The organism is Tistrella arctica, assembly GCF_039630945.1.
Lineage (GTDB): Bacteria > Pseudomonadota > Alphaproteobacteria > Tistrellales > Tistrellaceae > Tistrella > Tistrella bauzanensis.
Genome location: NZ_JBBKTV010000007.1, coordinates 430469 through 454017 on the forward strand (window position 1 = coordinate 430469; position 23549 = coordinate 454017).

At 67.6% G+C, this 23549-nt stretch carries 22 protein-coding genes and 1 tRNA gene; 14 read left to right on the forward strand and 9 right to left on the reverse strand.

What is annotated here, in order from left to right; all coding sequences use genetic code 11:
* The first annotated feature begins 25 nt into the window (after positions 1–25).
* From WG924_RS18230 to WG924_RS18240, 3 genes are all read left to right on the forward strand, one after another.
* The gene (locus WG924_RS18230; protein ID WP_345934520.1) at positions 26–979 is read left to right on the forward strand and encodes a hypothetical protein; all 954 of its coding nucleotides are present in this window, start codon (positions 26–28) and stop codon (positions 977–979) included.
* Complete coding sequence (locus WG924_RS18235) at positions 969–3038, forward strand: hypothetical protein (protein WP_345934521.1); 2070 nt, start codon at positions 969–971, stop codon at positions 3036–3038. The genes WG924_RS18230 and WG924_RS18235 overlap by 11 nt, the downstream gene beginning before the upstream one ends.
* A 670-nt stretch (positions 3039–3708) precedes the next feature.
* Positions 3709–4260 carry a protein phosphatase CheZ gene (locus tag WG924_RS18240; RefSeq protein ID WP_345934522.1) on the forward strand — a complete coding sequence of 184 codons (552 nt, stop codon included), beginning with the start codon at positions 3709–3711 and terminating at the stop codon, positions 4258–4260.
* Between the two features lie 93 nt (positions 4261–4353).
* Here WG924_RS18240 and WG924_RS18245 read toward each other — a convergent pair whose 3' ends face one another.
* Both WG924_RS18245 and WG924_RS18250 read right to left on the reverse strand, forming a co-directional pair.
* Positions 4354–5427, reverse strand: a complete 1074-nt coding sequence (locus tag WG924_RS18245) for a class I tRNA ligase family protein (protein ID WP_345934523.1) — start codon at positions 5425–5427, stop codon at positions 4354–4356.
* Between the two features lie 315 nt (positions 5428–5742).
* Positions 5743–5819 (reverse strand) — tRNA-Asp (locus tag WG924_RS18250).
* A gap of 99 nt (positions 5820–5918) precedes the next feature.
* On the opposite strand from WG924_RS18250, the gene WG924_RS18255 reads away from it, so the two are divergent.
* Complete coding sequence (locus WG924_RS18255; protein WP_345934524.1) at positions 5919–6596, forward strand: hypothetical protein; 678 nt, start codon at positions 5919–5921, stop codon at positions 6594–6596.
* 121 nt (positions 6597–6717) lie between these two features.
* On the opposite strand, the gene WG924_RS18260 is transcribed toward WG924_RS18255, so the two are convergent.
* The 3 genes from WG924_RS18260 to WG924_RS18270 all read right to left on the reverse strand — a co-directional run bounded on the left by WG924_RS18260 (position 6718) and on the right by WG924_RS18270 (position 10654).
* Complete coding sequence (locus WG924_RS18260) at positions 6718–7518, reverse strand: MetQ/NlpA family ABC transporter substrate-binding protein (protein WP_493660857.1); 801 nt, start codon at positions 7516–7518, stop codon at positions 6718–6720.
* 338 nt (positions 7519–7856) lie between these two features.
* Positions 7857–9155, reverse strand: a complete 1299-nt coding sequence (locus WG924_RS18265; RefSeq protein WP_345934525.1) for an O-acetylhomoserine aminocarboxypropyltransferase/cysteine synthase family protein — start codon at positions 9153–9155, stop codon at positions 7857–7859.
* Between the two features lie 218 nt (positions 9156–9373).
* Positions 9374–10654: a LeuA family protein gene (locus WG924_RS18270; RefSeq protein WP_345934526.1), complete on the reverse strand. Its 1281-nt coding sequence runs from the start codon at positions 10652–10654 to the stop codon at positions 9374–9376.
* 180 nt (positions 10655–10834) lie between these two features.
* Between WG924_RS18270 and WG924_RS18275 the strand changes: the two genes are divergently transcribed.
* The 7 genes from WG924_RS18275 to WG924_RS18305 all read left to right on the forward strand — a co-directional run bounded on the left by WG924_RS18275 (position 10835) and on the right by WG924_RS18305 (position 18027).
* Entirely contained in the window at positions 10835–10975 is a 141-nt protein-coding gene (locus WG924_RS18275) for a hypothetical protein (RefSeq protein ID WP_345934527.1), read from the forward strand.
* 13 nt (positions 10976–10988) lie between these two features.
* Positions 10989–11924 (forward strand): LysR family transcriptional regulator, encoded by a 936-nt coding sequence (locus WG924_RS18280; RefSeq protein WP_345934528.1) that lies wholly within the window; start codon positions 10989–10991, stop codon positions 11922–11924.
* A gap of 97 nt (positions 11925–12021) precedes the next feature.
* Positions 12022–12576: an NAD(P)H-dependent oxidoreductase subunit E gene (locus WG924_RS18285; protein ID WP_345934529.1), complete on the forward strand. Its 555-nt coding sequence runs from the start codon at positions 12022–12024 to the stop codon at positions 12574–12576.
* Positions 12573–14120 carry a formate dehydrogenase beta subunit gene (locus WG924_RS18290; RefSeq protein ID WP_345934530.1) on the forward strand — a complete coding sequence of 516 codons (1548 nt, stop codon included), beginning with the start codon at positions 12573–12575 and terminating at the stop codon, positions 14118–14120. The genes WG924_RS18285 and WG924_RS18290 overlap by 4 nt, the downstream gene beginning before the upstream one ends.
* Positions 14121–14133: 13 nt before the next feature.
* Positions 14134–16974: a formate dehydrogenase subunit alpha gene (fdhF, locus tag WG924_RS18295; RefSeq protein WP_345934531.1), complete on the forward strand. Its 2841-nt coding sequence runs from the start codon at positions 14134–14136 to the stop codon at positions 16972–16974.
* Positions 16931–17809, forward strand: a complete 879-nt coding sequence (gene fdhD / locus WG924_RS18300) for a formate dehydrogenase accessory sulfurtransferase FdhD (protein WP_345934532.1) — start codon at positions 16931–16933, stop codon at positions 17807–17809. The genes fdhF and fdhD overlap by 44 nt, the downstream gene beginning before the upstream one ends.
* A complete protein-coding gene (locus WG924_RS18305) occupies positions 17806–18027 on the forward strand; it encodes a formate dehydrogenase subunit delta (protein WP_345934533.1) in 222 nt (73 codons plus the stop codon). The genes fdhD and WG924_RS18305 overlap by 4 nt, the downstream gene beginning before the upstream one ends.
* Before the next feature lie 36 nt (positions 18028–18063).
* On the opposite strand, the gene WG924_RS18310 is transcribed toward WG924_RS18305, so the two are convergent.
* The 4 genes from WG924_RS18310 to WG924_RS18325 all read right to left on the reverse strand — a co-directional run bounded on the left by WG924_RS18310 (position 18064) and on the right by WG924_RS18325 (position 21307).
* On the reverse strand, positions 18064–19329 hold the full coding sequence (locus WG924_RS18310; protein ID WP_345934534.1) for an MFS transporter: 1266 nt from the start codon (positions 19327–19329) through the stop codon (positions 18064–18066).
* 10 nt (positions 19330–19339) lie between these two features.
* A complete protein-coding gene (locus WG924_RS18315) occupies positions 19340–20062 on the reverse strand; it encodes an L-threonylcarbamoyladenylate synthase (protein ID WP_345934535.1) in 723 nt (240 codons plus the stop codon).
* Between the two features lie 276 nt (positions 20063–20338).
* Complete coding sequence (locus WG924_RS18320; protein WP_345934536.1) at positions 20339–20932, reverse strand: hypothetical protein; 594 nt, start codon at positions 20930–20932, stop codon at positions 20339–20341.
* 156 nt (positions 20933–21088) lie between these two features.
* Positions 21089–21307 (reverse strand): hypothetical protein, encoded by a 219-nt coding sequence (locus WG924_RS18325; protein ID WP_345934537.1) that lies wholly within the window; start codon positions 21305–21307, stop codon positions 21089–21091.
* Positions 21308–21497: 190 nt separating this feature from the next.
* Between WG924_RS18325 and WG924_RS18330 the strand changes: the two genes are divergently transcribed.
* Genes WG924_RS18330 through WG924_RS18340 form a run of 3 tightly spaced genes read left to right on the forward strand, consistent with a single transcriptional unit; the run spans position 21498 to position 23348 of the window.
* The gene (locus tag WG924_RS18330; RefSeq protein ID WP_345934538.1) at positions 21498–22091 is read left to right on the forward strand and encodes a cupin domain-containing protein; all 594 of its coding nucleotides are present in this window, start codon (positions 21498–21500) and stop codon (positions 22089–22091) included.
* A complete protein-coding gene (locus WG924_RS18335) occupies positions 22088–22666 on the forward strand; it encodes a hypothetical protein (protein ID WP_345934539.1) in 579 nt (192 codons plus the stop codon). The genes WG924_RS18330 and WG924_RS18335 overlap by 4 nt, the downstream gene beginning before the upstream one ends.
* Before the next feature lie 58 nt (positions 22667–22724).
* Entirely contained in the window at positions 22725–23348 is a 624-nt protein-coding gene (locus tag WG924_RS18340) for a TetR/AcrR family transcriptional regulator (RefSeq protein ID WP_345934540.1), read from the forward strand.
* The last annotated feature ends 201 nt before the right edge of the window (positions 23349–23549 follow it).

Sequence of the window (23549 nt, forward strand, 5' to 3'; positions counted from 1 at the left end):
GCTCCGACCGCCTGTGAGGGGCCAGATGCCCAGCTCGATCCACGGTCTCCGCATCGCCATGATCCGCGACGATGGAACGCATCCCGACATGACGACGGCAGATGTCTCATGGCGTGATCAGCGCGTCCTCCGGTTGTCGACGACCGGTGCCCTGCCCGGTGCTGCCGTGGCGATCGAGCGCGATGGCACGACCTGGATCGAGCAGGCCTTTGCTGCGGTCGATGGCAGTCCGATCTGCCGGTTCCTGATTTCCGGCGATGGCCGGCGGGTGCTGTCGGACAGTCTGCCGGACCTTCACCGGAACGACCGGGACAACCTCTTCGTCGAGCCGGTGATGCGGACCATTCTGTCGCGGATGGGGCTGGTCTCGTTCCACGCGGCCGCACTGGTCAAGCAGGGGGCGGCGGTTCTGATCATGGGGCGGAAAGGGGCGGGGAAATCGAGCCTCGCCGGTGCCCTGTATCAGATCGGCTGGCAGCCGCTCGCCGACGATCTCGTGCGCATGATCGATGGCGACGGATGCTGGCATGCCGCGGCGGGTGGTACCGTGCCGCGGGTCAATGCCGACACCGCCCGGGCGCTCGGTTTCGATCCGGGGGCGCTTCTGACCCGCTGGTCGATACCGGGGGTGGCCGGCAACAAGTTTCTGCTACCGGCAGGTGTCTTCGGGCCGCCGCCATCCGAGGCTCCGATCCGGGCGGTGCTGCTGCTGGACACCCGCGATCCCGCCCTGGGGAGCCCTCGCTGCGACAGGGCCAAAGGGGCCGATGCCTTGCGCGGGCTGGTTGCCAATCTGACCCCAGATCCGCTGGCCCTTGCCGCCTTGCCGTCGCGAGAGGCCATGCGCGTCGTGGGCGGGCTGCTGCGTCAGGCTGCCGTCTATCGTTTCGGCCTGCCCGATCGGCTTGACGCGCTTGGGGCCGCCGCGGCCGCGGTCGACGCCTGTCTTGCCCGTGAGGGTGCGCCCATTGCGGCCTGAGCCAGGCATCCCCGGCCTGACGCCTGCCGGCTGTTTCGATCTGCTGGCGCCCCGGCTGGCAGATGTGCTGGTGCCGGCCGGGCGGCACCGGGCGATCCGCGAGGTCACCGCCCTGCTGCCGCCGGTGCCGCGTCTGGCGCTGGAAATCCGCCTCGGGCCCGCTGAGACGGCGGTCGATCTTCACCAGATGATCACCCGCCACGACAATGACCCGCAGATCCTGCTGCGCCATCTTGAACGGACAGGCGGCGGGTGGGCCGGTGCGCCGCTTGCGGATTTTCTGCGCGGCTGGATCGCGGATGAGGACGGGTTGCAGGGCTGGTTCGACCCGCTCTATCTGGAATGGGATATGGCGCCGGATGGCGGGCTGCCACAGCCGCCGGCGTTGTTTCTGGCAAGTGATCTGCGGTTCGACGATCCGGCGGTCCGGACCCGGCGGCGCACCGTCCTTCGCCGGACACTGGCGCGCCTTTGCGGTGCAGATGGGGCAGGGCTGCACGATCGTCTGTTCGACGTTTCGGAGCATGGGGTTTCGATCGGCCATATCGGGGTCATGTCGGGCCGTGGCGATGCGCTGCGGGTGAATTACAAGAACGTCACGCCGGCCGCGCTGCCGGGTCTGCTGGACCGGATCGGATGGCCGGGCGACATCGCCCGTCTTCAGGATCATGTCGCGGTGCTGGTGGATAGGGCCGACCGTGTGGCGGTGGGGGTCGATCTTGTCGACGGCCGGATACAACCCTCGATCGGTTTCGAGATCTTCTGCGATCATCCGCTGCCCTCGGGACGATGGGACCGCATCCTCGATCATCTGTGCGCCCATGGATTGTGCACGGCCGAAAAGCGTGCGGCCCTTGCCGACATTGAGGCGACCCTCGCCGCCGGCGATGCCGGCCAATCCTGGCCGGCATCCTGGATCCTGCCAACGATCCGCGGCCCTGAAGATGCCTATCCGGCGGTCCGGTGCCATGTCTCGCATCTGAAACTCGGGATCGGAGCGGATGGCAGCGGTCAGGCGAAGGCCTATATCGCGGCGGAGCATCATTGGCGGCGCGGCTTCGGGCGCCCGGCCCCGGAGGCGCTGCCTGCCGGGCTCGCTATTCGTCCGCGCCCCTCCATTGCCGCCGCGATGGCGGATGCGACGGCTTTCCTGCTGCGGACCCGCCAGCAGAACGGGCTCTGGGGCGATTTCAACCGGGTCAATGGCGGCTGCAACAACTGGGTCACGGGCGTCGCCGCCCTGGCCCTTGCCGCCACTGGCGAGGCTGGCGCACTGGCGACGGCGCGTGAGGCCGTGGATGTGCTGCGCCATCGCCCGCAGGCGGGCGGCGGCTGGGGGCACAACGAGACCGCGCCCGTCGATACCGATACCACCGCCTCGATCATCAAGGCGCTGGAGGCGGTGGGGGCAGGCGACAGCCCGGTTGCGGTTGCGGCCCGCGCGTTTCTGCGCAGCCACGTGACCGGTGACGGCTTCCAGAGCTATGGCACAGCCACCCGGATCCGTTTCGCGGCAGGCGATGTCACCGATGACGGGTGGCGGGCGACACATGCCTGCGTCGTGGCCAATTGCGCCTTGCTTCTGCCCGACCAGTTGATCCCGCTGCTGTTGGACTGTCAGGCTCCGGATGGCAGTTGGACGCCCTATTGGTGGCGCACACCCGCCTATCCGACGGCACTGGCCGCCGAGGCGCTGGCCCTGCATGGCCAGGAGGCTGCGGTCGGCCGGGCGGTCGCCTGGGCGACGGCGCAGGATCTGGCGGTGCTCAGCCCCTTCTGTGTCGCGGCGATCGCGCGCATATTCATTGCCGGTGGCGACCATGGCGGCGCCGATGACATCCTGGCCGGGCTGCTGCGGTCACAGCTCAGCGATGGCAGTTGGACGGCGGGTGCGGACATGATCTCGCCCCGGCCGCACCAGATGCCCGGCCCGATGGACGGCAACACGGATGTCATCGACGTGCCCGACGACCGGCGCGTCTTCACCACCGCGGGCGTGCTGCTGGCCTTCGCGGCGGCCCGCCCGGCTGGGGTGTCGCCGGGCGGGGAAAGGGGCTGACAATGTCGGTATCGGGCATTCAGGCCGCGCTGGCGTTTCTTGGCCGTCAGCGCCGGGAATCACCGGTCGCTGCCGCCGCGCCGACGGATATGGCCGCAATCATCGCCCTTGCCCGGATGGCCGGATACCGGTTTGAGGCGGCTGATCTTGAAGAGGCGTTTCGCATCCAGATGCGGGCGCGGCTGTTGTCGACGACAAGAGGCAGGCGATGACCGGCCTATCCGGACGTCGGGCCTGCCGACGTCTGTTCTGCGACGCCGACAGCGGGCTTTATGCCTCTTCCATCCGCACATCGAAGGCAGGCAGGATCTGGTGAGGGCCTTTGATGCCTCGCTTGCCGGTTGTACAGAGACGCAGCGCGCCGCGTTCTCTGCCGGAAATTTCCCGGCGCATCTGCGACGAATAATCGTCAGAGCGCGGAAGCATTCCGGAGGGCGCTTCCGTGCGTGATGTCTGCATCGCGTGCGGGTGCGTTGACACATTCTTTACCGCCCGTCATGCATTCTCGGTGCCGAGGCGACACATGTCTCTGTCGCACTGCGAAAAGCCGGCGGGCGACGCTTTCCCGCCCGGGGTGAATGCCTTAAACTTCGCCCGACGGCGCTGCATGGCGCTTGAGAGACGTGGTCCGGCCCCGGCCGGAGACATGACGGCCAGGAGACGGGCACGGATGGCGACGGACGAAACCGAGCCTGCAGACGATGACATCGACTGGGGCGATGTCGGTATGGAAATGCCACAGGCCGCGCCTATCGATCGGATCAGGCGCGCGGTGGCGGTGCTGAGGCATCCGGCCGCGAGCGAAGACCCGTTGACCCTGGCCGCCGAGGCGTTGGAAGGCGTGGTCGAAGGGACCGAGGCGGCCACCGAAGCGATCCTGTCGCAGATCGAGGCGATCGAGGCTGCCCTCGATGCGGTGAGCGCCGAACTGGCACCGGAGAATCAGGCACATGCGGCGCTCGCCAATGCCGGTCTGGCAATCACCGCGCTCTACGAGGCCTGCGGCTTTCAGGATTTGACCGGCCAGCGCATCGCCAAGGTCCGCCGGGTGTTGCAGCAGGTCGACGCCCATCTTGAAGAGCTGCTGGAAATCGTCGGCCACGATCAGGTGGCAGCACTGCCGCCGCCGGCGGAACGCGAGGGCGATGCCCGGCTGCTCAACGGCCCGATCGACGATGCCAGCAAGGTGTCGCAAAGCGATATCGACAGCCTGTTCGACTGAGCGGGCTGCCTGATCGTATGGGCTGCCTGTCTGAATGGGCTGTCTGACTGAACCGGTTGTTTAATCGGGCGGGTGTCCGGCTGCACCTGGGCGTCAGGCCGCCGCCATGCCGGATTCCAGCGCCACCAGTGCTGCCTCATCGACAGCGTCGAAGCCGGGGGCCGATCCTCGCACCAGACGGGCGCTGCAGGACGGAATTTCGCCGCCGACGCGGGCCCACGGCTCCCCCCAGCCCTGACCCAGCCCCAGAAAGGCCGCGATGCCATCGGCGGCGGCGGGCATCAGGGGGCGGGCGAAGAGCTGGAACAGGCCGGCGAGGCGCGGGATACGTTCCGGCGTGCCATAAAGACGCGCCTGCTTCATCTGGCCGTTGACCCCCAGCACCACGCCGGCCAGGGCCGCCAGCGAAAAGCTGCGGGCGTCGAGCGCCGCATGCAGGCGGTTTCGGAAATCCAGCATCAGATCGTCTTCCGGCCGGTCCTGCGCCAGCGCCGTGCCCGCCACCGGATCGAGGTTGGAAATGGCGGCGAGCGACGTGCCCAGATCGCGGACCATGAACAGGTTGTGCGTGCGGGCCAGATCGGCCATCGACAATTCGCGCGCGTCCTGCGGCTCGGACATCAGCGCCAGATAGAAGCGCAGCGCTTCGGCCGGCATCCGGTCCAGAAGGTCGGTCAGGAAAATGGCGCGGCCGGTGCTGGGGTCGAAACTGCCCCCTGACAGATCGGTCAGCGGCGGCGGCGCGATGATGCGGGTGTCGGTGACCGGCCCCAGGTCATCGATCTCGCTGACCGCGTCGATCAGGCTGCGGGCGGTAACCACGTCCCGCCCGGCGAAAACCGTCAGGCGCACCGGCATCGGCCGGTCGCCGATCTGGCGGGGCCTGTGGCGTCGCAGGGGCAGCACGCCGGGGGTGCCGCCACCAAGGGTCAGCACGCCGTCGATATCGACGCCGGCCCGCCGCAGGGTTGCGGGCGCGCCGGCCCCGTCGCCATCCCGCCCACCGCCGGCGGCGATCAGAACCCGTGCCGACCGGCCAAGAAGCCGCTGGCCACGGGCATAGACATCCGCCGCCAGCCAGATGGCGGCAAAGCCCGCCGCATCGATGTCGCGATCAGCGGGGGGCGCTGCGCACAGGATCAGTTCGTCGGTCAGCACCGTCGTCATCACGCCCGCAATCCTTCCAGCAACCCGATCGCCTGTAACCTGATCGATAAGGGGGAACCTGATCGATCAGGGGGCCTGACCGACAATGAGGGACGGGACCGCCATATCGCGCGGCGGCGCCGGCCCCTGCGATCGGGCCCTGTGATCGGGAAAGCGTAGAAAGCGGCGGACGGGCCGTCAACATCAATGGTTGTGATTCGCTGGCGAAATGCGCGCTCTTCGGCGCTGTCGCGATCGGCGCGCCGGCCAAGGACAGGAAAAGTAAAACGCCCGGCCCATCATGTGATGGACCGGGCGTTTTGAAACCCGTGCGAGTGGCGGGAGTGACGGGACTTGAACCCGCGGCCTCCGGCGTGACAGGCCGGCGCTCTAACCAACTGAGCTACACCCCCGCAGTCTCTCGCGAGGCCCACCATGTCCCGGTGGGTGCGCGGTTTATAGCCAGTCATGAGCCACTTGAAAAGCCCTTTTTTACGTCTTGTGACGATCGCATGTCGCTGCCACATGAAGTCTTAAGAGGACCGGTGCCGGCGCCCGGTCCGATCATCAAGACCGAGGACAGCATCATGCCCTTCCAGACCGAGGTCCGGCCCTCCAGCTCGACCATCATGCTGACAGCGCTTCGCCTGCTCGGCCACCGCGATGCCGACAAGCACGCGGTCGGCGCGCGCCTGCTCGCCGACCTGGCGCGGGTGGAGCCGACCTCTCCGGAACTGCGTGATCCGGCGGCCCGTGCCGAGTTCGACCGCCGTGTGGTCGTCGATCTGCGCCGGCTTCTGGTCGCGGGGCTGATCCGCCGGGCCGGCGACGGGCTGCTGGCCCTGACCGATCGCGGCCGCGCCGCGCTGAGCGATTGCCCGGATGGCATCGACGACACCGTGCTGATGCGCTATCCCGAATTCCGCGCCCATCTGGCGCGCCGGCGCGGCATGGTCATCGACCCGGCGGCGGGACTCGACGGCTCGCTCGACGTTCCGCCCGACGCCGTGGTGGCGCCCGGCAGTGCCGCGCAGCCGGTGGTGGAGCGCGAGCTTCAGGAAGGCTTCATCGCCTTTCTCGACGGCCTGACCGCCGCCGACAATCCGTATGACCGCGACACGCACGCCCACGAAACCTGGGATGAGGGCTATTGGGAAGCGGCCGGCATCGCGCGCAACGAGGTGGCCTGAACGAAGAGGGTCTGCAAACGACATCGCCGGCCGGGGCAAGCGCACCCGGCCGGCGATGTCGTTCTACAGGGGCCCTGGCTGCAAGCGTTCCCCTGGCAGGGCCGCCCGATCGATCGGCCTGTCACCAGGCGACGACGATGGCGCCCTTATAGGTCTCGTTGATGTAATTCTTGATGGCCGGGTCGTGATAGGCCTCGACCAGCGTCTTCGCCCAGGGCTTGTCGGCATCCTGTTCGCGAACGGCGATGATGTTGGCATAGGGCGACTCGGCCGCTTCACGCGCGATCGGATCCCTGATCGGGTCCAGCCCGGCTTCGACCGCGTAATTGGTGTTCACGGCCGATGCGGCGGTATCGTCCAGCGACCGGGGCAACTGGGCCGCATCCAGTTCCAGAATCCGGAGATGCTTCGGATTGGTCTCGATGTCGAGCGGGCTGGCCTTCAGGCCGGCGCCGTCGCGCAGGGTCAGCAGGCCGCGGCTTTCCAGCAGCAGCAGGGCGCGGCCGCCATTGGTGGGGTCGTTCGGGATGGCGATGCTGTCGCCGTCCTTGATCTCGTCCAGACTCTTGATCTTCTTGGAATAGATGCCGAGTGGGAAGACCACGGTCTTGGCGATCGACGTCAGGCCATAGTTGCGATCGGCGTTCTGATTGTCGAGATAGGGCTGGTGCTGGAACGAGTTGGCCTGGATGTCGCCCGCGGCCAGCGCCTGGTTGGGCACGACATAGTCGCTGAACTCGATGATCTTGATCTCAAGGCCCTTTTCGGCCGCGATCGGCTTCACCTGTTCCAGAATCTGGGCATGGGGGCCGGGGGTGACGCCGATGGTGATCGTCTCGGCCATGGCCGGGGCGGCGGCGATGAGGCCGAAAATGGCGGCGGCGCCACCAAGCGTCTTCAGAAGACCTGACGTGATAGACATGGGGACCGGTGTCCTTGGATCTGATGCATGTGGACCGCGGGGCAGGGGTGGCGGCCGCCGCGATCCCGTCCGGCCGGCCGATCGGGCCTGCCCGGACTCCCAACACGAAAAAACCCGCGTGACAGCGTCGCGCGGGTTTCCAACCCCTCCGCTTTAGCTGCATTTGTAATGCGCCCGCAAGCTGTGGCTCAAATCGGCGCGATGAGTCAGAGATAGAACAGCGTGCGTCGCATGTCAATTCCAAAATGACAACATACCAGTCATGTGAAAACTGCGGAGCGACGAACCGGGGCGAAGCCGGCAGGCTCCGCCCCGGTGACGATCAGCCCCGGTCGCGATCAGCTCTGGGTGGCGACGGCCAGCGCCTGATCGATATCGGCAATGATGTCGTCGATATGCTCGATGCCGATCGACAGGCGGATATAGCCGGGGGTGACGCCGGCCGAGCGCTGCTCGTCCTCGGTCAACTGGCTGTGGGTGGTGGTGGCGGGATGGATGGCCAGGCTGCGGGCATCGCCGATATTGGCCACGTGATACAGCAGCTTCAGCGCCTCGATGAACGCCCGGCCCGCCGCGGCGCCGCCCTTGATCTCGAAGCCGATCAGCGCGCCATAGCCGCCCTTCAGGTATTTGTCGGCGCGTTCGCGGGCAAGGCCGGTCTGGACGCTCGGATGGGTGACGGTTTCCACCGCCGCATGTTCCGACAGATATTTGGCGACCAGGGTGGCGTTCTTGTTGTGCTCGCGCATGCGCAGCGGCAGCGTCTCCAGGCCCTGAATGGTCTGGAAGGAATTGAACGGCGAGGCGGCGCCGCCCAGATCGCGCAGCAGGGTGACGCGCGCCTTGATGATATAGGCGATCGGGCCCAGCGGCTTCACGGCCTGGGTCCAGACCGCGCCGTGATAGCTGGCATCGGGGGTGTTCAGCAGCGGCTGACGCTCAGGGAAGGCCTCCCAGTCGAAGGCGCCGCTGTCGATGATCGCGCCGCCGATCGACGTGCCATGGCCGCCGATATATTTGGTGGTCGAATAGACGATGATCGCGGCGCCATGGTCGAAGGGCCGGGCGATCATCGGTGCGGCGGTGTTGTCGATGATCAGCGGAATGCCGAAGGACTTGCCGATCTCGGCCACCTCGGCGATCGGGAACACCTTCAGCTTCGGATTGGGCAGGGTCTCGCCGTAATAGGCGCGGGTGCGGCCGTCGGTGGCGCGGCGGAAATTCTCAGGATCGGACGGGTCGACGAACCGGACCTCGATGCCCTGCTGGCGCAAGGTGTTCGCGAACAGGTTCCAGGTGCCGCCATACAGATCGGTCGAGGAGACGACATTGTCGCCGGCCTGCGCCAGATTCTGGATCGACAGCGCCGATGCGGCCTGACCCGATGCGACGGCGAGCGCCGCGACACCGCCTTCAAGGGCGGCGAGGCGCTGTTCCAGCACATCGGTGGTCGGGTTCATGATCCGGGTGTAGATGTTACCCAGCTCCGACAGCGCAAACAGGTTGGCGGCGCGTTCCGTGCTGGGGAACTGGTATGAGGTCGTCTGATAGATCGGAACCGCGACCGCACCGGTGGTGGGATCCGCGCGGTAGCCCGCGTGCAGCACGGCCGTCTCGGGGTGACGGTACTGGGTCATGATGGCTTCGCTCCCTGGATGGTGCCTGATCGGGTCTCGCTCTTGCCCGTCGCGGCACTCTATAATAACAGCGCTGATTGTGTAACCATCTTTAAGAACAAAAATAGAATGTCAATTCCAGGCAAAAGCCGGCCCCGGTCACGTGACGCGCGCCGGTGCCGGGTGTTGAGGCCGGGTGTTCAGGCGATCAGGGGGGGGGATGCGGCGTGTCGGCCCGCTCAGTGCGGCAGGCCGGTGCCGCTGTCGGCGACCTCGCGATACAGGGCGGCCAGGGCGCCATGGTCCTTGAAGCGGTCGGGGGCCGGATCGGCCGCCAGCCGGTCGCAGACCGCGTCGATCTTGTCGATATCGATCACCACACCGGCTTCGGCCAGGCGCCGGGTGATGGCGTTGCGCGGCGTGCCGGCCACCATCACGGCGTTGCCTGTGGACGCGCCGGTCGGATCGGCCGCCGCGACGGCCGCCGCCGCGGCCTGGGCCGGGGCATCGGTCAACGATACCGGCGGTACCGGCCAGAAATCGGTGCTGCGGCTGCCCCAGCCCAGATGGGTGGGGGCGGTGATGATGCCGGCATCGCTGCCCAGCAGCGGCTTGGTCGGCATCAGCGGCAGATGGATCATGTCGCGCAGCGCGCGCGCGGCATCCAGAACCGGCGCCAGTGCCACATCGGTCTTCAGCCCCATGCGCGGGCCGTTCAGCCGCAACTGGGCGATCGCCTCTTCCAGCGCGGTGTTGCCGGCGCGCTCGCCGATACCGCACAGCGTCGCCTGAAAGCTGTCTGCCCCGGCTTCCAGGGCCGCCAGCGTGTTGGCGAGCGCCAGCCCCAGATCGTCATGGCAATGCGCCGACAGGATCACATCGGGCCCCACCCATCCGCGCATCAGCCGCACCAGCCGGGCGAATTCGTGGGGCAGGGCACAGCCGACCGTGTCGGGAATGGCGATGGTTCGTGCGCCGGCCTCGACACTGGCCTTCAGCAGCCGTTCCAGAAAGGCCAGCGACCCGCGAGTGGCATCCTCGGGTGCGACGGCGATGTCGGTGAAGCCCAGCGATGCCGCGTGCCGCACGCTGCGCACCGCCTCGTCGACCGCCTCCTGCGGCGTGATCCGGCGCTTGTGTTCCAGATGAATCTCGGAGCCCACCAGCAGAATTTCGATCTGGGCATTGCCGCTGCTGCCCAAGCCGTCGGCGATGATGTCGATGTCGCGCTCCGCCGCCCGGCAGAAGGCGCAGATCCGGGTCTGGCGCGGCCCCTGCGCCATCTCGCGGAAGGCCTCGAAATCCTCGCCCGACGAGGCCGGGAAGCCACCTTCCACCAGATCCAGCCCCAATGCATCCAGCCGGCGGAACATCTCGACCTTCTGCCCGGCCGTCATCACATTGCCCGGCGCCTGTTCGCCGTCGCGCAGCGTGGTGTCGAACACCATCACCCGCCGGCTCCCGGCTGCGGCCTCTGGCGGCCGTTGAATGTGGATGATCCCGTCGGATGCCTGATCCATGGCTTGCCCCGTCGATGATGCTGCCGGCGGTTGGTGCCGGTGGTGGCGGATGCCTCGCTTTGGCGAATGGCGGCTTTGCCGATTTTATGTCAATGACCAACACAAAATGCAACTTATGATATGTATAACGCGCGGAAGTCAGGACGACAAACATCTTGTTGCGTCGCGTTAAGGTTGTGGTTGCTGATCACGCTCCTGGCGGCCGCTGCGCATGGCGGCGAGCGGCTGCGGGATTGGCAGCGCCGGACCATCCCGCTACAACTGGCTGACGGCACCGGATCGTCCCGTGGCCGGATGACCAGTCAGCCGATGACCAGTTGAAGGGGGCGTTCAGGTGATCGACCGGCTCGAATTCCTGCTCGCCCTGTCGCGGGAACACCATTTCGGCCGGGCGGCCCAGTCCTGCGGCGTATCGCAGCCAACCTTGTCGGCCGGCATCAAGGCGCTGGAAGACACGATGGGCGCCATGCTGGTGGAACGCGGCTCGCGCTTCAGGGGCTTCACGCCGGAAGGTCTGCGGGTGCTGGACTGGGCGCGGCGGATCGTGGGTGACGCCCGGGCGATGCGCCAGGAAATCGATGCCTTGAAGCGCGGCCTCAGCGGGACGCTCAGGATCGCGGTCATCCCGACGGCCCTTGGCATCACGCCGCAACTGACCACGGCATTCCGCGCCCGCAACCCGGATGTCCGCTTCTCGATCCGCACCTGCACATCGACCGAGGTGCTGAAGCTGGTCGATGATCTGGCGGTCGAGGCCGGCGTCACCTATCTCGACAACGAACCGCTGGGCCGGGTCGGCACGGTGCCGCTGTATCGGGAGCGGTATCACCTGATCACCGCGACCGACAGCCCGGCCGGCCGGCTGGCGGCGATCACCTGGGCCGATGCCGCGCGTCTGCCGCTCTGCCTGCTGACCCCGGACATGCAGAACCGCCGGATCATCGACCGTATGCTGAAGGCCGCCGATGCCGATGCGGCGCCGGTGCTGGAATCGAATTCGGTGTCGGTGCTCAGCGCCCATGTCCGCACCACCGGCTGGTCGACGATCATGCCGGCGGGACTGGCCGGTGCGCTGGGTCTGGTGGGCGACGGCCGGATCGGCGCCATCCCCCTGACCGGCCCGGATATGAGCCACGAAGTGGGGCTGGTCGCGCCGCATCGCGAGCCGATGATGCCGCTGACCGCGGCATTGTTCACCGAGGTTCGGCGCCTGGTGGCGGCGGGGCGGCTTTCACCCGGGGTTTCCGATCGCGACGATAGGAAAAGCTGATCGTGTGACGGAAACGCGCTGTTGATGCAGCCGTCGGCCGGCGCCATCCTCTGGTTCATGAGGACTGTGCCCATAACATCAAGAACGGGCTGCCGGCATGAACGACTTCCCAAGCTGGACGCCCGAAGCGGGCGCCCTGATCATCGACGATATGGCGGCGGCTGGCCGCACGGCGTTGTTGCCGATCCTGCACGAGATCCAGGCGACCTTTGGCCATGTGCCGCGCGCGGCGCTGCCGATGATCGCCGAGGCGCTGAACATCAGCCGGGCCGATGTCCATGGCGTGGTCAGCTTCTATCATGATTTTCACGAGGCCCCGCTGCCGCCGCGGGTGCTGAAACTGTGCCGGGCCGAGGCCTGTCAGGCCGCCGGTGCCGGCGCCGTCGCCGACGAGGTCGCGCGCCGCACCGGTGCCGGGCTGGGCGGGACCAGTGCCGACGGGCAGTTGGCGGTGGCGGCGGTCTATTGCCTTGGCCTGTGTGCGACCGCGCCGGCGGCGATGCTGGAAGGCCCGGCGGTCGCCGGCGGCCGCCGGCTGGCGGCGCGGCTGGGCGGGGCACGGCTGGACCGGCTGATCGACGAGGCGATGGGGCTTGAACCGCGCTCGCCCGCATCCCCTGGCGTTGCGCCGGCAGCGGAGGTGGCACGATGACCGCGCGGATCTATGTTCCCGCAGACGCGGCGGCGGTGGCGCTGGGCGCCGACGATGTCGCGGCCGCCATCGGCCGCCATGCCGCCGGCCACGCGGTCGAGATCATCCGCACCGGTTCGCGCGGCCTGTTCTGGCTGGAGCCGATGATCGAGGTGGCGACACCGGCCGGGCGGATCGCCTATGGTCCGGTGGCGCCGGAAGACGTGGCCGGGCTGGTGGCGGCCGGGCTGCTCCATGGTGGCGACCATCCGCTGCGGCTGGGTGCGCCCGAAGCGATCCCGTTCCTGGCCCGCCAGACCCGGCTGACCTTCGGGCGGTGCGGTGTGGTCGACCCGGCCAGTGCCGCCGATTATCGCGCCCATGGCGGTGGTGTCGGCCTTGAACGGGCGCTGGAGCTGGGGCCTGAGGGCATCGTCGAGGCGGTGGTGCAATCTGGCCTGCGCGGCCGGGGTGGCGCCGGTTTCCCGACCGGCATCAAATGGCGGACCGTCGCCGCGGCACAGGCGCCGCAGAAATATATCGTCTGCAATGCCGATGAAGGCGACAGCGGCACCTATGCCGACCGGATGATCATGGAGGGCGACCCCTTCGTGCTGATCGAGGGCATGGTGATCGCCGGCATCGCGGTGGGGGCCAGCCGGGGCTATGTCTATCTGCGGTCGGAATATCCCCATGCCGCGGTGGCGTTCGGCCGGGCCTTGGAGGCCGCCCGCAGGGATGGGTTGCTGGGCACGCGGATCGGTGGTTCGGCCCATGATTTCGACATCGAGCTGCGCATGGGCGCCGGCGCCTATGTCTGCGGCGAGGAAACCGCCCTGCTCGACAGTATCGAGGGCAAGCGTGGCCAGGTGCGCGCCAAGCCGCCGCTGCCGGCCCATCACGGCCTGTTCGGCCGCCCGACGGTGATCAACAACGTCATCTCGCTGGCCAGCGTGCCGTTCATTCTGGCCGAGGGGCCCGAGACCTATCGCGATTTCGGCATGGGCCGATCGCGCGGCACCATGCCGATCCAACTGGCCGGCAATGTCCGCTTCGGCGGCCTGTTTGAAACCGGCTTCGGCATGACCCTGGGCGAGCTGGTCGACGAGATCGGCGGCGGCACCGCCAGCGGCCGGCCGGTCAGGGCGGTGCAGGTGGGCGGGCCGCTCGGCGCCTATTTCCCGCGCGCCCTGTTCGATACGCCCTTCGATTACGAAGCCTTCGCGGCGGCCGGCGGGCTGATCGGCCATGGCGGGGTGGTGGTGTTCGACGACACCGTCGATCTGCGCGCCCAGGCGCGGTTCGCCATGGAATTCTGCGCGATCGAAAGCTGCGGCAAATGCACCCCCTGCCGGATCGGCTCGACGCGCGGCGTCGAGGTCATCGACCGGATGGGCGCCGGCGACGGTCCGGCGCAGGAAACGCTGCTGCGCGATCTGTGCGAGACGATGAAATTCGGCTCGCTCTGTGCATTGGGCGGCTTTGCGCCCTATCCGGTGCTGAGCGCGCTTGATCATTTCCCGGAAGATTTCGGCCTGAAGTCCCCGCTCGCCGTCGCGGAATGAGGAGTTGCACGCCATGTCGCTGATCCACGAGATCGATTACGGCACGCCCGCATCCCGTGCCGGAACCACTGTCCGCCTGACCATCGACGGGCGCGAGGTCGAGGTGCCCGAGGGCACGTCGATCATGCGTGCGGCGACCGAGGCCGGCGGCTCGATCCCCAAGCTGTGCGCGACCGACATGCTCGACGCCTTCGGGTCGTGCCGGCTGTGTCTGGTCGAGGTGGAGGGGCGCAACGGCACGCCGGCATCCTGCACCACACCCGTCGCCGACGGCATGGTGGTGCGCACCCAGACCCCGCGCCTGCAGAAGCTGCGCCGGGGGGTGATGGAGCTTTATATCTCGGACCACCCGCTCGACTGCCTGACCTGTGCCGCCAATGGCGATTGCGAATTGCAGGATATGGCCGGCGCCGTGGGCCTGCGCGATGTCCGCTATGGCTATCAGGGCGAGAACCATTTAGGAGCGGCCAAGGACAGCTCGACGCCCTATTTCACCTATGATCCGTCGAAATGCATCGTCTGCTCACGCTGCGTCAGGGCCTGCGAAGAGGTGCAGGGCACCTTCGCGCTGACCATCGAGGATCGCGGTTTCGGCTCACGTGTCGCCGCCGGCATGGGGGAGACGTTCTTCGACAGTGAATGCGTGTCGTGCGGCGCCTGCGTTCAGGCCTGCCCGACCGCGACCCTGATGGAAACCGCGGTGATCGAGAAGGGCCTGCCGGAACGCTCGGTCGTCACCACCTGCGCCTATTGCGGTGTCGGCTGCACCTTCAAGGCCGAGATGCGCGGCGAAGACCTGATCCGGATGGTGCCCTATAAGGACGGCAAGGCCAATCGCGGCCATTCCTGCGTCAAGGGCCGCTTCGCCTGGGGCTATGCCACCCATCGCGAACGGATTCTGAACCCGATGCTGCGTGAGCGGATCACCGATCCGTGGCGGGAAGTGAGCTGGGACGAGGCGATCGCCCATGTGGCGCGGGAGTTCCGCCGCATCCAGGGCAAATACGGCCGGGTGTCGGTGGGCGGCATCACCTCGTCGCGCTGCACCAATGAAGAGACCTTTCTGGTGCAGAAGCTGGTGCGGGCCGGCTTCGGCAACAACAATGTCGATACCTGCGCCCGGGTGTGCCATTCACCGACCGGCTATGGCCTGAAGACCACCTTCGGCACCTCGGCCGGCACCCAGGATTTCGACTCGGTCGAAGACAGCGACGTCATCCTGGTGATCGGCGCCAACCCGACCGATGGCCATCCGGTGTTCGGGTCACGGATGAAGAAGCGGCTGCGGCAGGGCGCGCAACTGATCGTGATCGATCCGCGTCGGATCGATCTGGTCCGCACGCCTCATGTTCAGGCGGCCCATCACCTGCCGCTGCGCCCCGGCACCAATGTCGCGGTGCTGACGGCGCTGGCCCATGTCATCGTCACCGAAGGTCTGGTCGACGAGGCTTTCGTGCGGGCACGCTGCGACCTCGACAGTTTCCAGGCCTGGGCGGATTTCGTGGCGGCGCCGCAGAACGCGCCCGAAGCGGTGGCCGATGCCACCGGCGTCGACCCGCTGGCGCTGCGCGCCGCCGCCCGGCTCTATGCCACCGGCGGCAATGCCGCGATCTATTACGGTCTGGGCGTCACCGAGCACAGCCAGGGTTCGACCACGGTGATGGCGATCGCCAATCTGGCGATGGCGACCGGCAATATCGGCCGCAAGGGCGTGGGGGTGAACCCGCTGCGCGGCCAGAATAATGTTCAGGGCGCCTGCGACATGGGCTCGTTCCCGCACGAGATGTCGGGGTATCGCCATGTCGCCGATGATGCAACCCGCGCGATGTTTGAAGAGTTGTGGGGAACGACGCTCGACCGTGAACCGGGCCTGCGCATCCCCAACATGCTGGATGCGGCGGTGTCGGGCAGTTTCAAGGGCCTGTACATTCAGGGCGAGGACATCCTGCAATCCGATCCGAACACGGCGCATGTCGCCGCCGGGCTTGCCGCCATGGAATGCGTGGTCGTCCAGGATCTGTTCCTGAACGAGACCGCCAACTATGCCCATGTCTTCCTGCCCGGATCGACTTTCCTTGAAAAGGACGGGACCTTCACCAATGCCGAGCGCCGCATTCAGCGCGTGCGGCGGGTGATGACGCCGCGATCGGGTAAGGCCGACTGGGAGATCACCCTGGATATCGCCCATGCCATGGGCTATGCCATGACATACAGCCATCCATCGGAGATCATGGACGAGATCGCCCGGGTGACGCCGACCTTCACCGGCGTGTCCTATGACCGGCTGGAGCAACTGGGCTCGATCCAGTGGCCGTGCAACGCGGCGGCGCCCGAGGGTACGCCGGTGATGCATATGCAGGGCTTCGTGCGCGGCCAGGGCCGGTTCATGATCACCGAATATGTGCCGACCGACGAGCGCACCGGTCCGCGCTTCCCGCTGCTGCTGACCACCGGGCGCATCCTCAGCCAGTACAATGTCGGCGCCCAGACCCGGCGGACCGAGAACAGCCGCTGGCACGAGGAGGACGTGCTGGAGATCCACCCGCATGACGCCGAACAGCGCGGCGTGCGGGATGGCGATCTGGTGAAGCTGCAAAGCCGCGCCGGTGCGACGACGCTGAAGGCCACGATCACCGACCGGGTGGCGCCGGGGGTGGTGTATACGACCTTCCACCATCCGATGACCCAGGCCAATGTGGTGACGACCGATTATTCCGACTGGGCAACCAACTGTCCGGAATACAAGGTGACCGCCGTGCAGGTGTCGCCGTCCAACGGACCCACCGACTGGCAGACCCGCTATGACGATCATGGACGACAGAGCCGCCGCATCGCCGCCGATGCCGCCGAGTGACGACGACATCGGCCCCGCTGTCAGCCCTTTGGCCGCGACCCGTCACCTGCGCTGGCGGGCGGGGCAGGGGGCGGCCGACGACCGGGTGATCCCCGAAGAGACCGCGATCGCCTTCACCTATAACGGCAGCACCCATGCGGTGATGATGGCGAGCCCCGCCGATCTTGAGGATCTGGCGGTGGGGTTCAGCCTGAACGAGGCGATCATCGACGCGCCCGGCCAGATCGAGGCGATCGATGCGGTGACGGTGCCCGATGGCATCGACCTCCGGATCTGGCTGTCGGCCGAGCGCGCCGCCGGGTTGATCGAGCGGCGGCGCCATGTCGCCGGCCCGACCGGCTGCGGGTTGTGCGGCATCGACAGTCTGGCCGCGGCGATGCGGCCGCCAAGGGCTGTTGGGCCGGGGATCACCATGACGCCGGGCCAGGTGGCGGCGGCGCTGGACAGCCTGCCGCCGGCGCAGCATTGGGGCCGGATCAGCCGCGCCATGCATGCGGCCGCTTTCTGGCATCCGGCACGCGGGCTGATGCTGCTGCGCGAGGATGTCGGCCGGCACAATGCGCTCGACAAGCTGGCGGGCGCCCTGGCGCGCGCGGGGATCGATGCCGCCGATGGCGTGCTGGTGATCACCAGCCGGGTATCGATCGAGATGGTGCAGAAGGCGGCGCGTATCGGCGTATCGGTGATGATCGCGGTGTCGGCGCCGACCGCGCTGGCGGTGCGCATGGCCGAGGCGGCGGGGCTGACATTGATCGCGATTGCCCGCGCCGATGGTTTCGAGATCTTCACCCGGCCGGACAGGGTTCCGGCCGCAGAGCAAGGGATGGCGGGATGACCTCTGAAAAACTGGTGTCCATGGCCAACCAGATCGGCCGCTTCTTCGTGTCGCAAGGCACCGATCAGGCGGCGCATGGCACCGCCGATCACATCCGGCAGTTCTGGGATCCGCGGATGCGGGCGGGCATTCTGGAGCATCTGGCGGCCGGCGGTGCCGGGCTCGACCCCCATGTCCGCCAGGCGATCGAGATGCTGCGGGATCAGCAGGCGGCCTGACGCCGCCGCCCGCCGATCCGAGAGGGTGAGGATGTCTCAGGCCGCCTTCGCCGCCGGCTGACGCACGGTGGCGCCGATCAGCCGGCTGCCGGCCAGCGCATAGGCCAGCACCAGCACCGCGAACAGGGCGGCGACGCCGGTCATCAGCGGCACGAAGCCATAAGCGGCCAGGAACCAGCCGCCCACCGCCAGGACCGCCGCGTTGGTCAGCCCATACCAGCGTTCCATGCGGCCGATCAGCCGGGCCCGTGCCGCTGGCGCCATCGGCAGCTTGTTGAGATTGGTCATGGTCACCGGCCGGATGCCGCCGGTGGCAAGGCCAAGTGCGGTGATCGCCGCCAGACCGGCGATCAGGTTCTGCGACGCGGTGGCGAACAGCACCAGCGAGACCAGCCCGATGGCCGGCATCACCACGGCGATGGCACGGGTGCCGATCCGGTCCATCACCTTGACCGCATAGCGCGCGGACAGGAAGGCCGCCAGATTGAACAGGCTGAGCACCAGCCCGAACCAGTAGAGGTCGATCTTCAGGGTCAGGAAGAACAGCGCCGGCAGGAAGCCCACGAAGGTGGCGAGCGCGAAGGCGCGCATCAGGATGTAATAGATCATCCAGCCGGCTTCGCCCTGCACCCGGCCACCAGTGGCCGCGGGCTTGGCCGCTGCCGCGCCACCGCCTGTGGCCGGTGCGGCCGACACCGGCGGGGCGGGTGCCTTCACCAGCAGAATGGCCACGGCCGAGGCCAGGGCCGCGACCAGGGCCGCCAGGAACGGCAGTTCGGCATCGAAGCGGTACAGAACGCTGCCGATCGCCCCCGCCACCAGCACCGCCAGGAAGATCAGCGATGCGGTGCGGCTTTCATGGCCGCGATAGGCCGTCATCTGGTCATCGCGATGCAGGCTGCGCAGCAGGGCCGAGTCGGTGCCTTGCGCCAGGCTGTAGCCGATGCCCCCCAGAACCTGCGCCGCCAGCAGCCACCAGAAACCCTGATCGATGGCCAGCGGCCGCATCAGCGGGGTGAGTGCGACGCCCCCGTCGGTGACCAGCACCGCGGTTGCGACGATCATGGCAAGGCCCAGCGCCTTCAGCACCTCGCCGGTGGCGATGACGCCCTTCAGCGGCAGCCGTCGCCCCAGCGGTGCTGCAATACCGGCGGCCAGACAGATGGTGAGACCATAGGCCGCGAGCAGCAGTTCCAGCCGGAAGATATCCAGCCCGTGCTCGTAGAAGAACACGAACAGGATCGGCAGGTGGAAATACAGCCGCGACAGGATGCGATAGACATAGACCAGCGCGATGCTCATCGCCGCCCCCTCACGCGCCGACGGCGCGCGCGCGCACCTGCTCGACCCGCTCCATCAGCCGCGCCTTATAGGCGTCGCTGTCGGGATCGAGATCGGGAAACACGGTCTGCACTCTGGCGACTGGATAAATGCCGCCGCGCACCAGATAGGGGCGGTCGAAGGTGAGGTCGATGATGGTGTTGGCCTTGACCGCGCTCTCTGATGCGGCGCCGGCGGTGTCGCGGCCATAATCGATGATCAGGTCGACACCGGTCCCGATATCGGCCACGGCCTTGTCCAGATCCACGAAAATGTCGCCCTGGCCCGAGATGTTCGCCGAGGTGGCGCCCACCGGCCGGCCGGCGGCACGGATGATGTCTTCAAGCGGCGAGGCGCCCTGGCAGGCGACGCCCAGCGTGTCATAGCCCATGGTGAAGCCGGCCGGCAGATCGCAGGCTTTCCAGAAGATAGCGGTCAGCTCTCCCGGCCACAATCGGGTCAGCGCATCCGGCTCGACCCAATCGGGCACCGTCACGTAATCGGCGGCGGTCGCCGGATCGGCGATGGAGAGTGTCAGCGGCCCGAATTTGGTGCGCTTCTTCACCTCGAACACCCGGCTGATTGCGTCGGCGTTGAACGCGTCGCAGATCAGGTTGTACTGGGTGCGCGTCGGCGTGATCACCAGTCCGCCGGCGCGGATGACCTCTGCCGCCTCGTCGATCGCGTCGGCGCTCATCTTCACGATATTGACCATGGAGCCTGCCCTTATGCCCGCTGATGCCCGTTGATCCTGGCCGCTCGCCGCTGGCCATGGTCTGCGCCACGGTCCGGACTGTTCCGTATCATGAGATACTGAACGGAACTTTAGCGGGATATGATCGGCCATCGATCAATTACAGCGACAAATTAGCAGGGAACGCCCCGGCGCGAAAGTGGATCAGCAACCCTGGATGGATGAAAGAGGTGTCGTCACGTGCCCGGCAGGCGATTTTCAAATGCCGCGACAGACCGCGATCGTGGCGTGGCATCGTCAGGATCGGGGTGTCGCATCGATGCTGAAGGCGGCGAATAATTCGCGCGCCATGGCCCGGTCGACGGGCTGGCCGGAATCGCGCGCCAGCGACAGATAGGCGCGAAGGATCGGCGCCATCGAGGGGCCATACGCCTCTCGCTCGGCCAGGAACAGGGGCCGCAGCAGCAGCAGGGCGCGCTGCACTTCATCGAAGGCGACCCGCAACCGCCCGGCCTGGCGGTGGGCCTCGGCAATCGCGGTCAGCACACGCGCCATGGCGGGCAGCAGCACCCGGTTATGGCGTGCCGCCTGTTGCGACAGGCGCTTGAACACGTCGCGTGCGGCATCGATATCGCCCGCGGCCGCATCGGCCACCGCCAGCGGTTCGCCGATCGCGGCGGCGGCCTGCGACAGCCGGTGAGCGGCGGCGGCGGTGTCTTCGTTCGAGGCGATGCGTTGCACCAGCAGAAAGAAGATCTGGCGCGCGCCGTTGCGGTCGCCGACATCAACCGCCATGCAGGCGTTACGCTCCGCATGGGCGGCAGCCTGTTCGGCATCGCCGCCCGAGATCAGCGCCCGTGCGGCTTGATCGATGGTCGAACCCTCGGTCATGTCGTAGAAGCCTGAGTGAATGCGCGGCCCGGCAAGGCGAGCAGGCCGGGCCGGTGTCCGGGGGCGTCCGGTGACCCTATTTATGGTCGCATGGTCGTCGGGAAACAAGGCTGGACGTCATGGCTCTGGCCAGGACGGGTGCATATGGCGTGGAGATCAGGGGCGCCGCCGGCGGTCGTCCGGGGAAACCGGCTGATCGCCACGCCGGCGGCGAATCAGCCCATGGGTCGCCATGGCGCCGATCCAGGCGGCCAGCGGCACCAGAAAGAAGCCGTTGAACAGCGGATGCGCGGGATCGGCCCCTGTCACCGCCGTGACAAAGGTCATCCAGACCAGGGTGAAAACGATCAGGGCGCGACGCCAAGTGTTGGGCATAAGCAGACCATGCCCCGGACCGGCCCCGGACGCAACAGATTGCCGCCGCCGGCCGAGATCCACCGCCGGTCGTGGCCCGATAGGGGCGATGGTGGACCGCAGCGACTCATGCCGCCATTGCGGAAGGGGGGCTCGGGCCGCTATCGTTGTGCGTCGGGACATGAACGGAGACAGCGGAGACGCGCGCCCCATGAGCCATGCCCCCCTGAACCAGACTCCCTTGAACCAGACTCCCTTGAACCATGGCCCCGCGAGCGACGCTCGTCCGGGGCCGGCGGTATCGACGCTGTCTGCGGATGCGGACCACATCATTGCGCAACTGGGACTTCAGCCTCATCCGGAAGGCGGCTGGTTCGCCGAGGTCTATCGCAGCCCCGCGGCTGCCGGCGAACGCGGCGCCCTGACCACCATCTATTTTCTGCTGAAGGCCGGTGAGCGTTCGCACTGGCACCGTGTCGATGCCTGCGAGGTGTGGCACCATTATGCGGGCGCCCCCCTGGCGCTGGATCTGGCCGCCGATGACGACAGCGTGCCTGAACGCCACCTGCTGGGCCTGGATGCCGGTATCAGCGGCGGGGTGGAGGACGCCCGGCCGGTGCAGGTGGTGCCGGCGGGCTGGTGGCAGGCGGCGTGCAGCCTGGGCGCGTGGACACTGGCCGGCTGCACGGTGGCACCGGCCTTTCTGTTCGAGGGCTTCGAACTGGCGCCGCCCGGCTGGGCGCCGGGACACCCGCGGCCGGACGGAGGCGCCGGCCCGTCCGCGGGCGGCGACGGGGCATCATGAGTGCTGGCCGCGATGCCCGCTGGCGTCTGGCCGCGGCATTGACCGTGCTGGATCTGGCATCGGGTGATCATCTGCTTGGCGAGCGGCGGGCCCGGCGGATGCTGAAACTGGCGGCGCGGCAGGGGGACAGGGCCATCGGTCCACGACGGTCGGCCGCCTTGGCCGGCCTGTCGGTGCTGTTGTGGCGGCCACCGCATCTGGTGGTGCTGGATGCCCCGGCCTGGCTCGACCTGATCGCGCCGTTTCAGAACGACATCGCCGGCGACCGGCAGCTCGACGAGGCGATGACGCTTGCCGGGGTCGCCTTGACCATGGCGGCGGGAAGCGGTGCTGCAGCTACCCGGCGATGGGCCGGCATCGCCGGCCCCGACATGTGCGCTCGCGTGCGGGACATGACCACTGAGCCGCCGGCGCCCGGTGCTGCCATCGGCTCTCTGCCGACACCCGGTGAACCCGTCGATCCGTTGCCTGTTGCGGCATCGGTGCAACCACGCATACCCTTTTCGCTGTCGCCTGCTTCGGCTTCCTGTAGGGTCGGGCCCGGCAGAACATGGCGTTCGCGAACCACACGGTAAGTGTGGAGGGAAATATCACCGGTTTTCCGGTCATGAGACATGCGGAAGGGGCGCGCAGATGGGCAGGCCGAGAGGCTTCGACCGCGAAAGGGCGCTCGACATCGTCGTCGATCTGTTCTGGCGGCACGGTTATGATGGAACGTCGGTCGAGGCGATCCGCTGTGCGACGGGCATTGGCCCCAGCAGCCTATACGCCGCCTTCGGCGACAAGCGCAGCCTGTTCTTCGAGGCGGTGGATCGTTATCGGGTCCGCGTGGTCGATCGGGCCCTGGCCGGGCTGGAGCATGGCGATGACGACGGCTATGCAGCGATAGAGGCGTTCTTCGACCGCGTTGTCGAGGGGATCATCGCCGGTGAGCGGCGCTGGGGCTGCATGATGACAAATTGTGCCATCGAATGTGCGCCACGTGACGACATGGCGGGAGATCTGACGCGCGTCCACCTGATGCGCGTGCGTCAGGCCTTTGCCCGTGCTCTTGGCAATGCCGGTACGGGCGCCGACGCGGCGCAGGTCACGGCGATGGCGACGATGTTGGTGGCGGTGCTCCAGGGGCTGAATGTCATGGCGCGTTCCGGGTTTGGCGAGAGCCCGATCCGCGCGGTGGTGCAGGCGGCGCTGGGCTCGGCCAGTCACACCGCCCTGGTCGCGGTGCCGCAGGCCCGGCCGATGCTGAGTGTCTGACGGCAGCCGGCCTCACCGACGGCCGTATTTTTGCGGCGATCATCTCCATGACATGCGCGCCAGGCGGGTGCCCGGCCAGCCAGGGCTCCGAATCCAGGTTAACGGAGAGGTAACCCGAGGATGGAAGCGAGGTATTTGACATCCCAGCCTGCGAGCTTGCGCCTGAGTTTCAGGCTCTTTTTGTCTGCGACCGCGCGGACG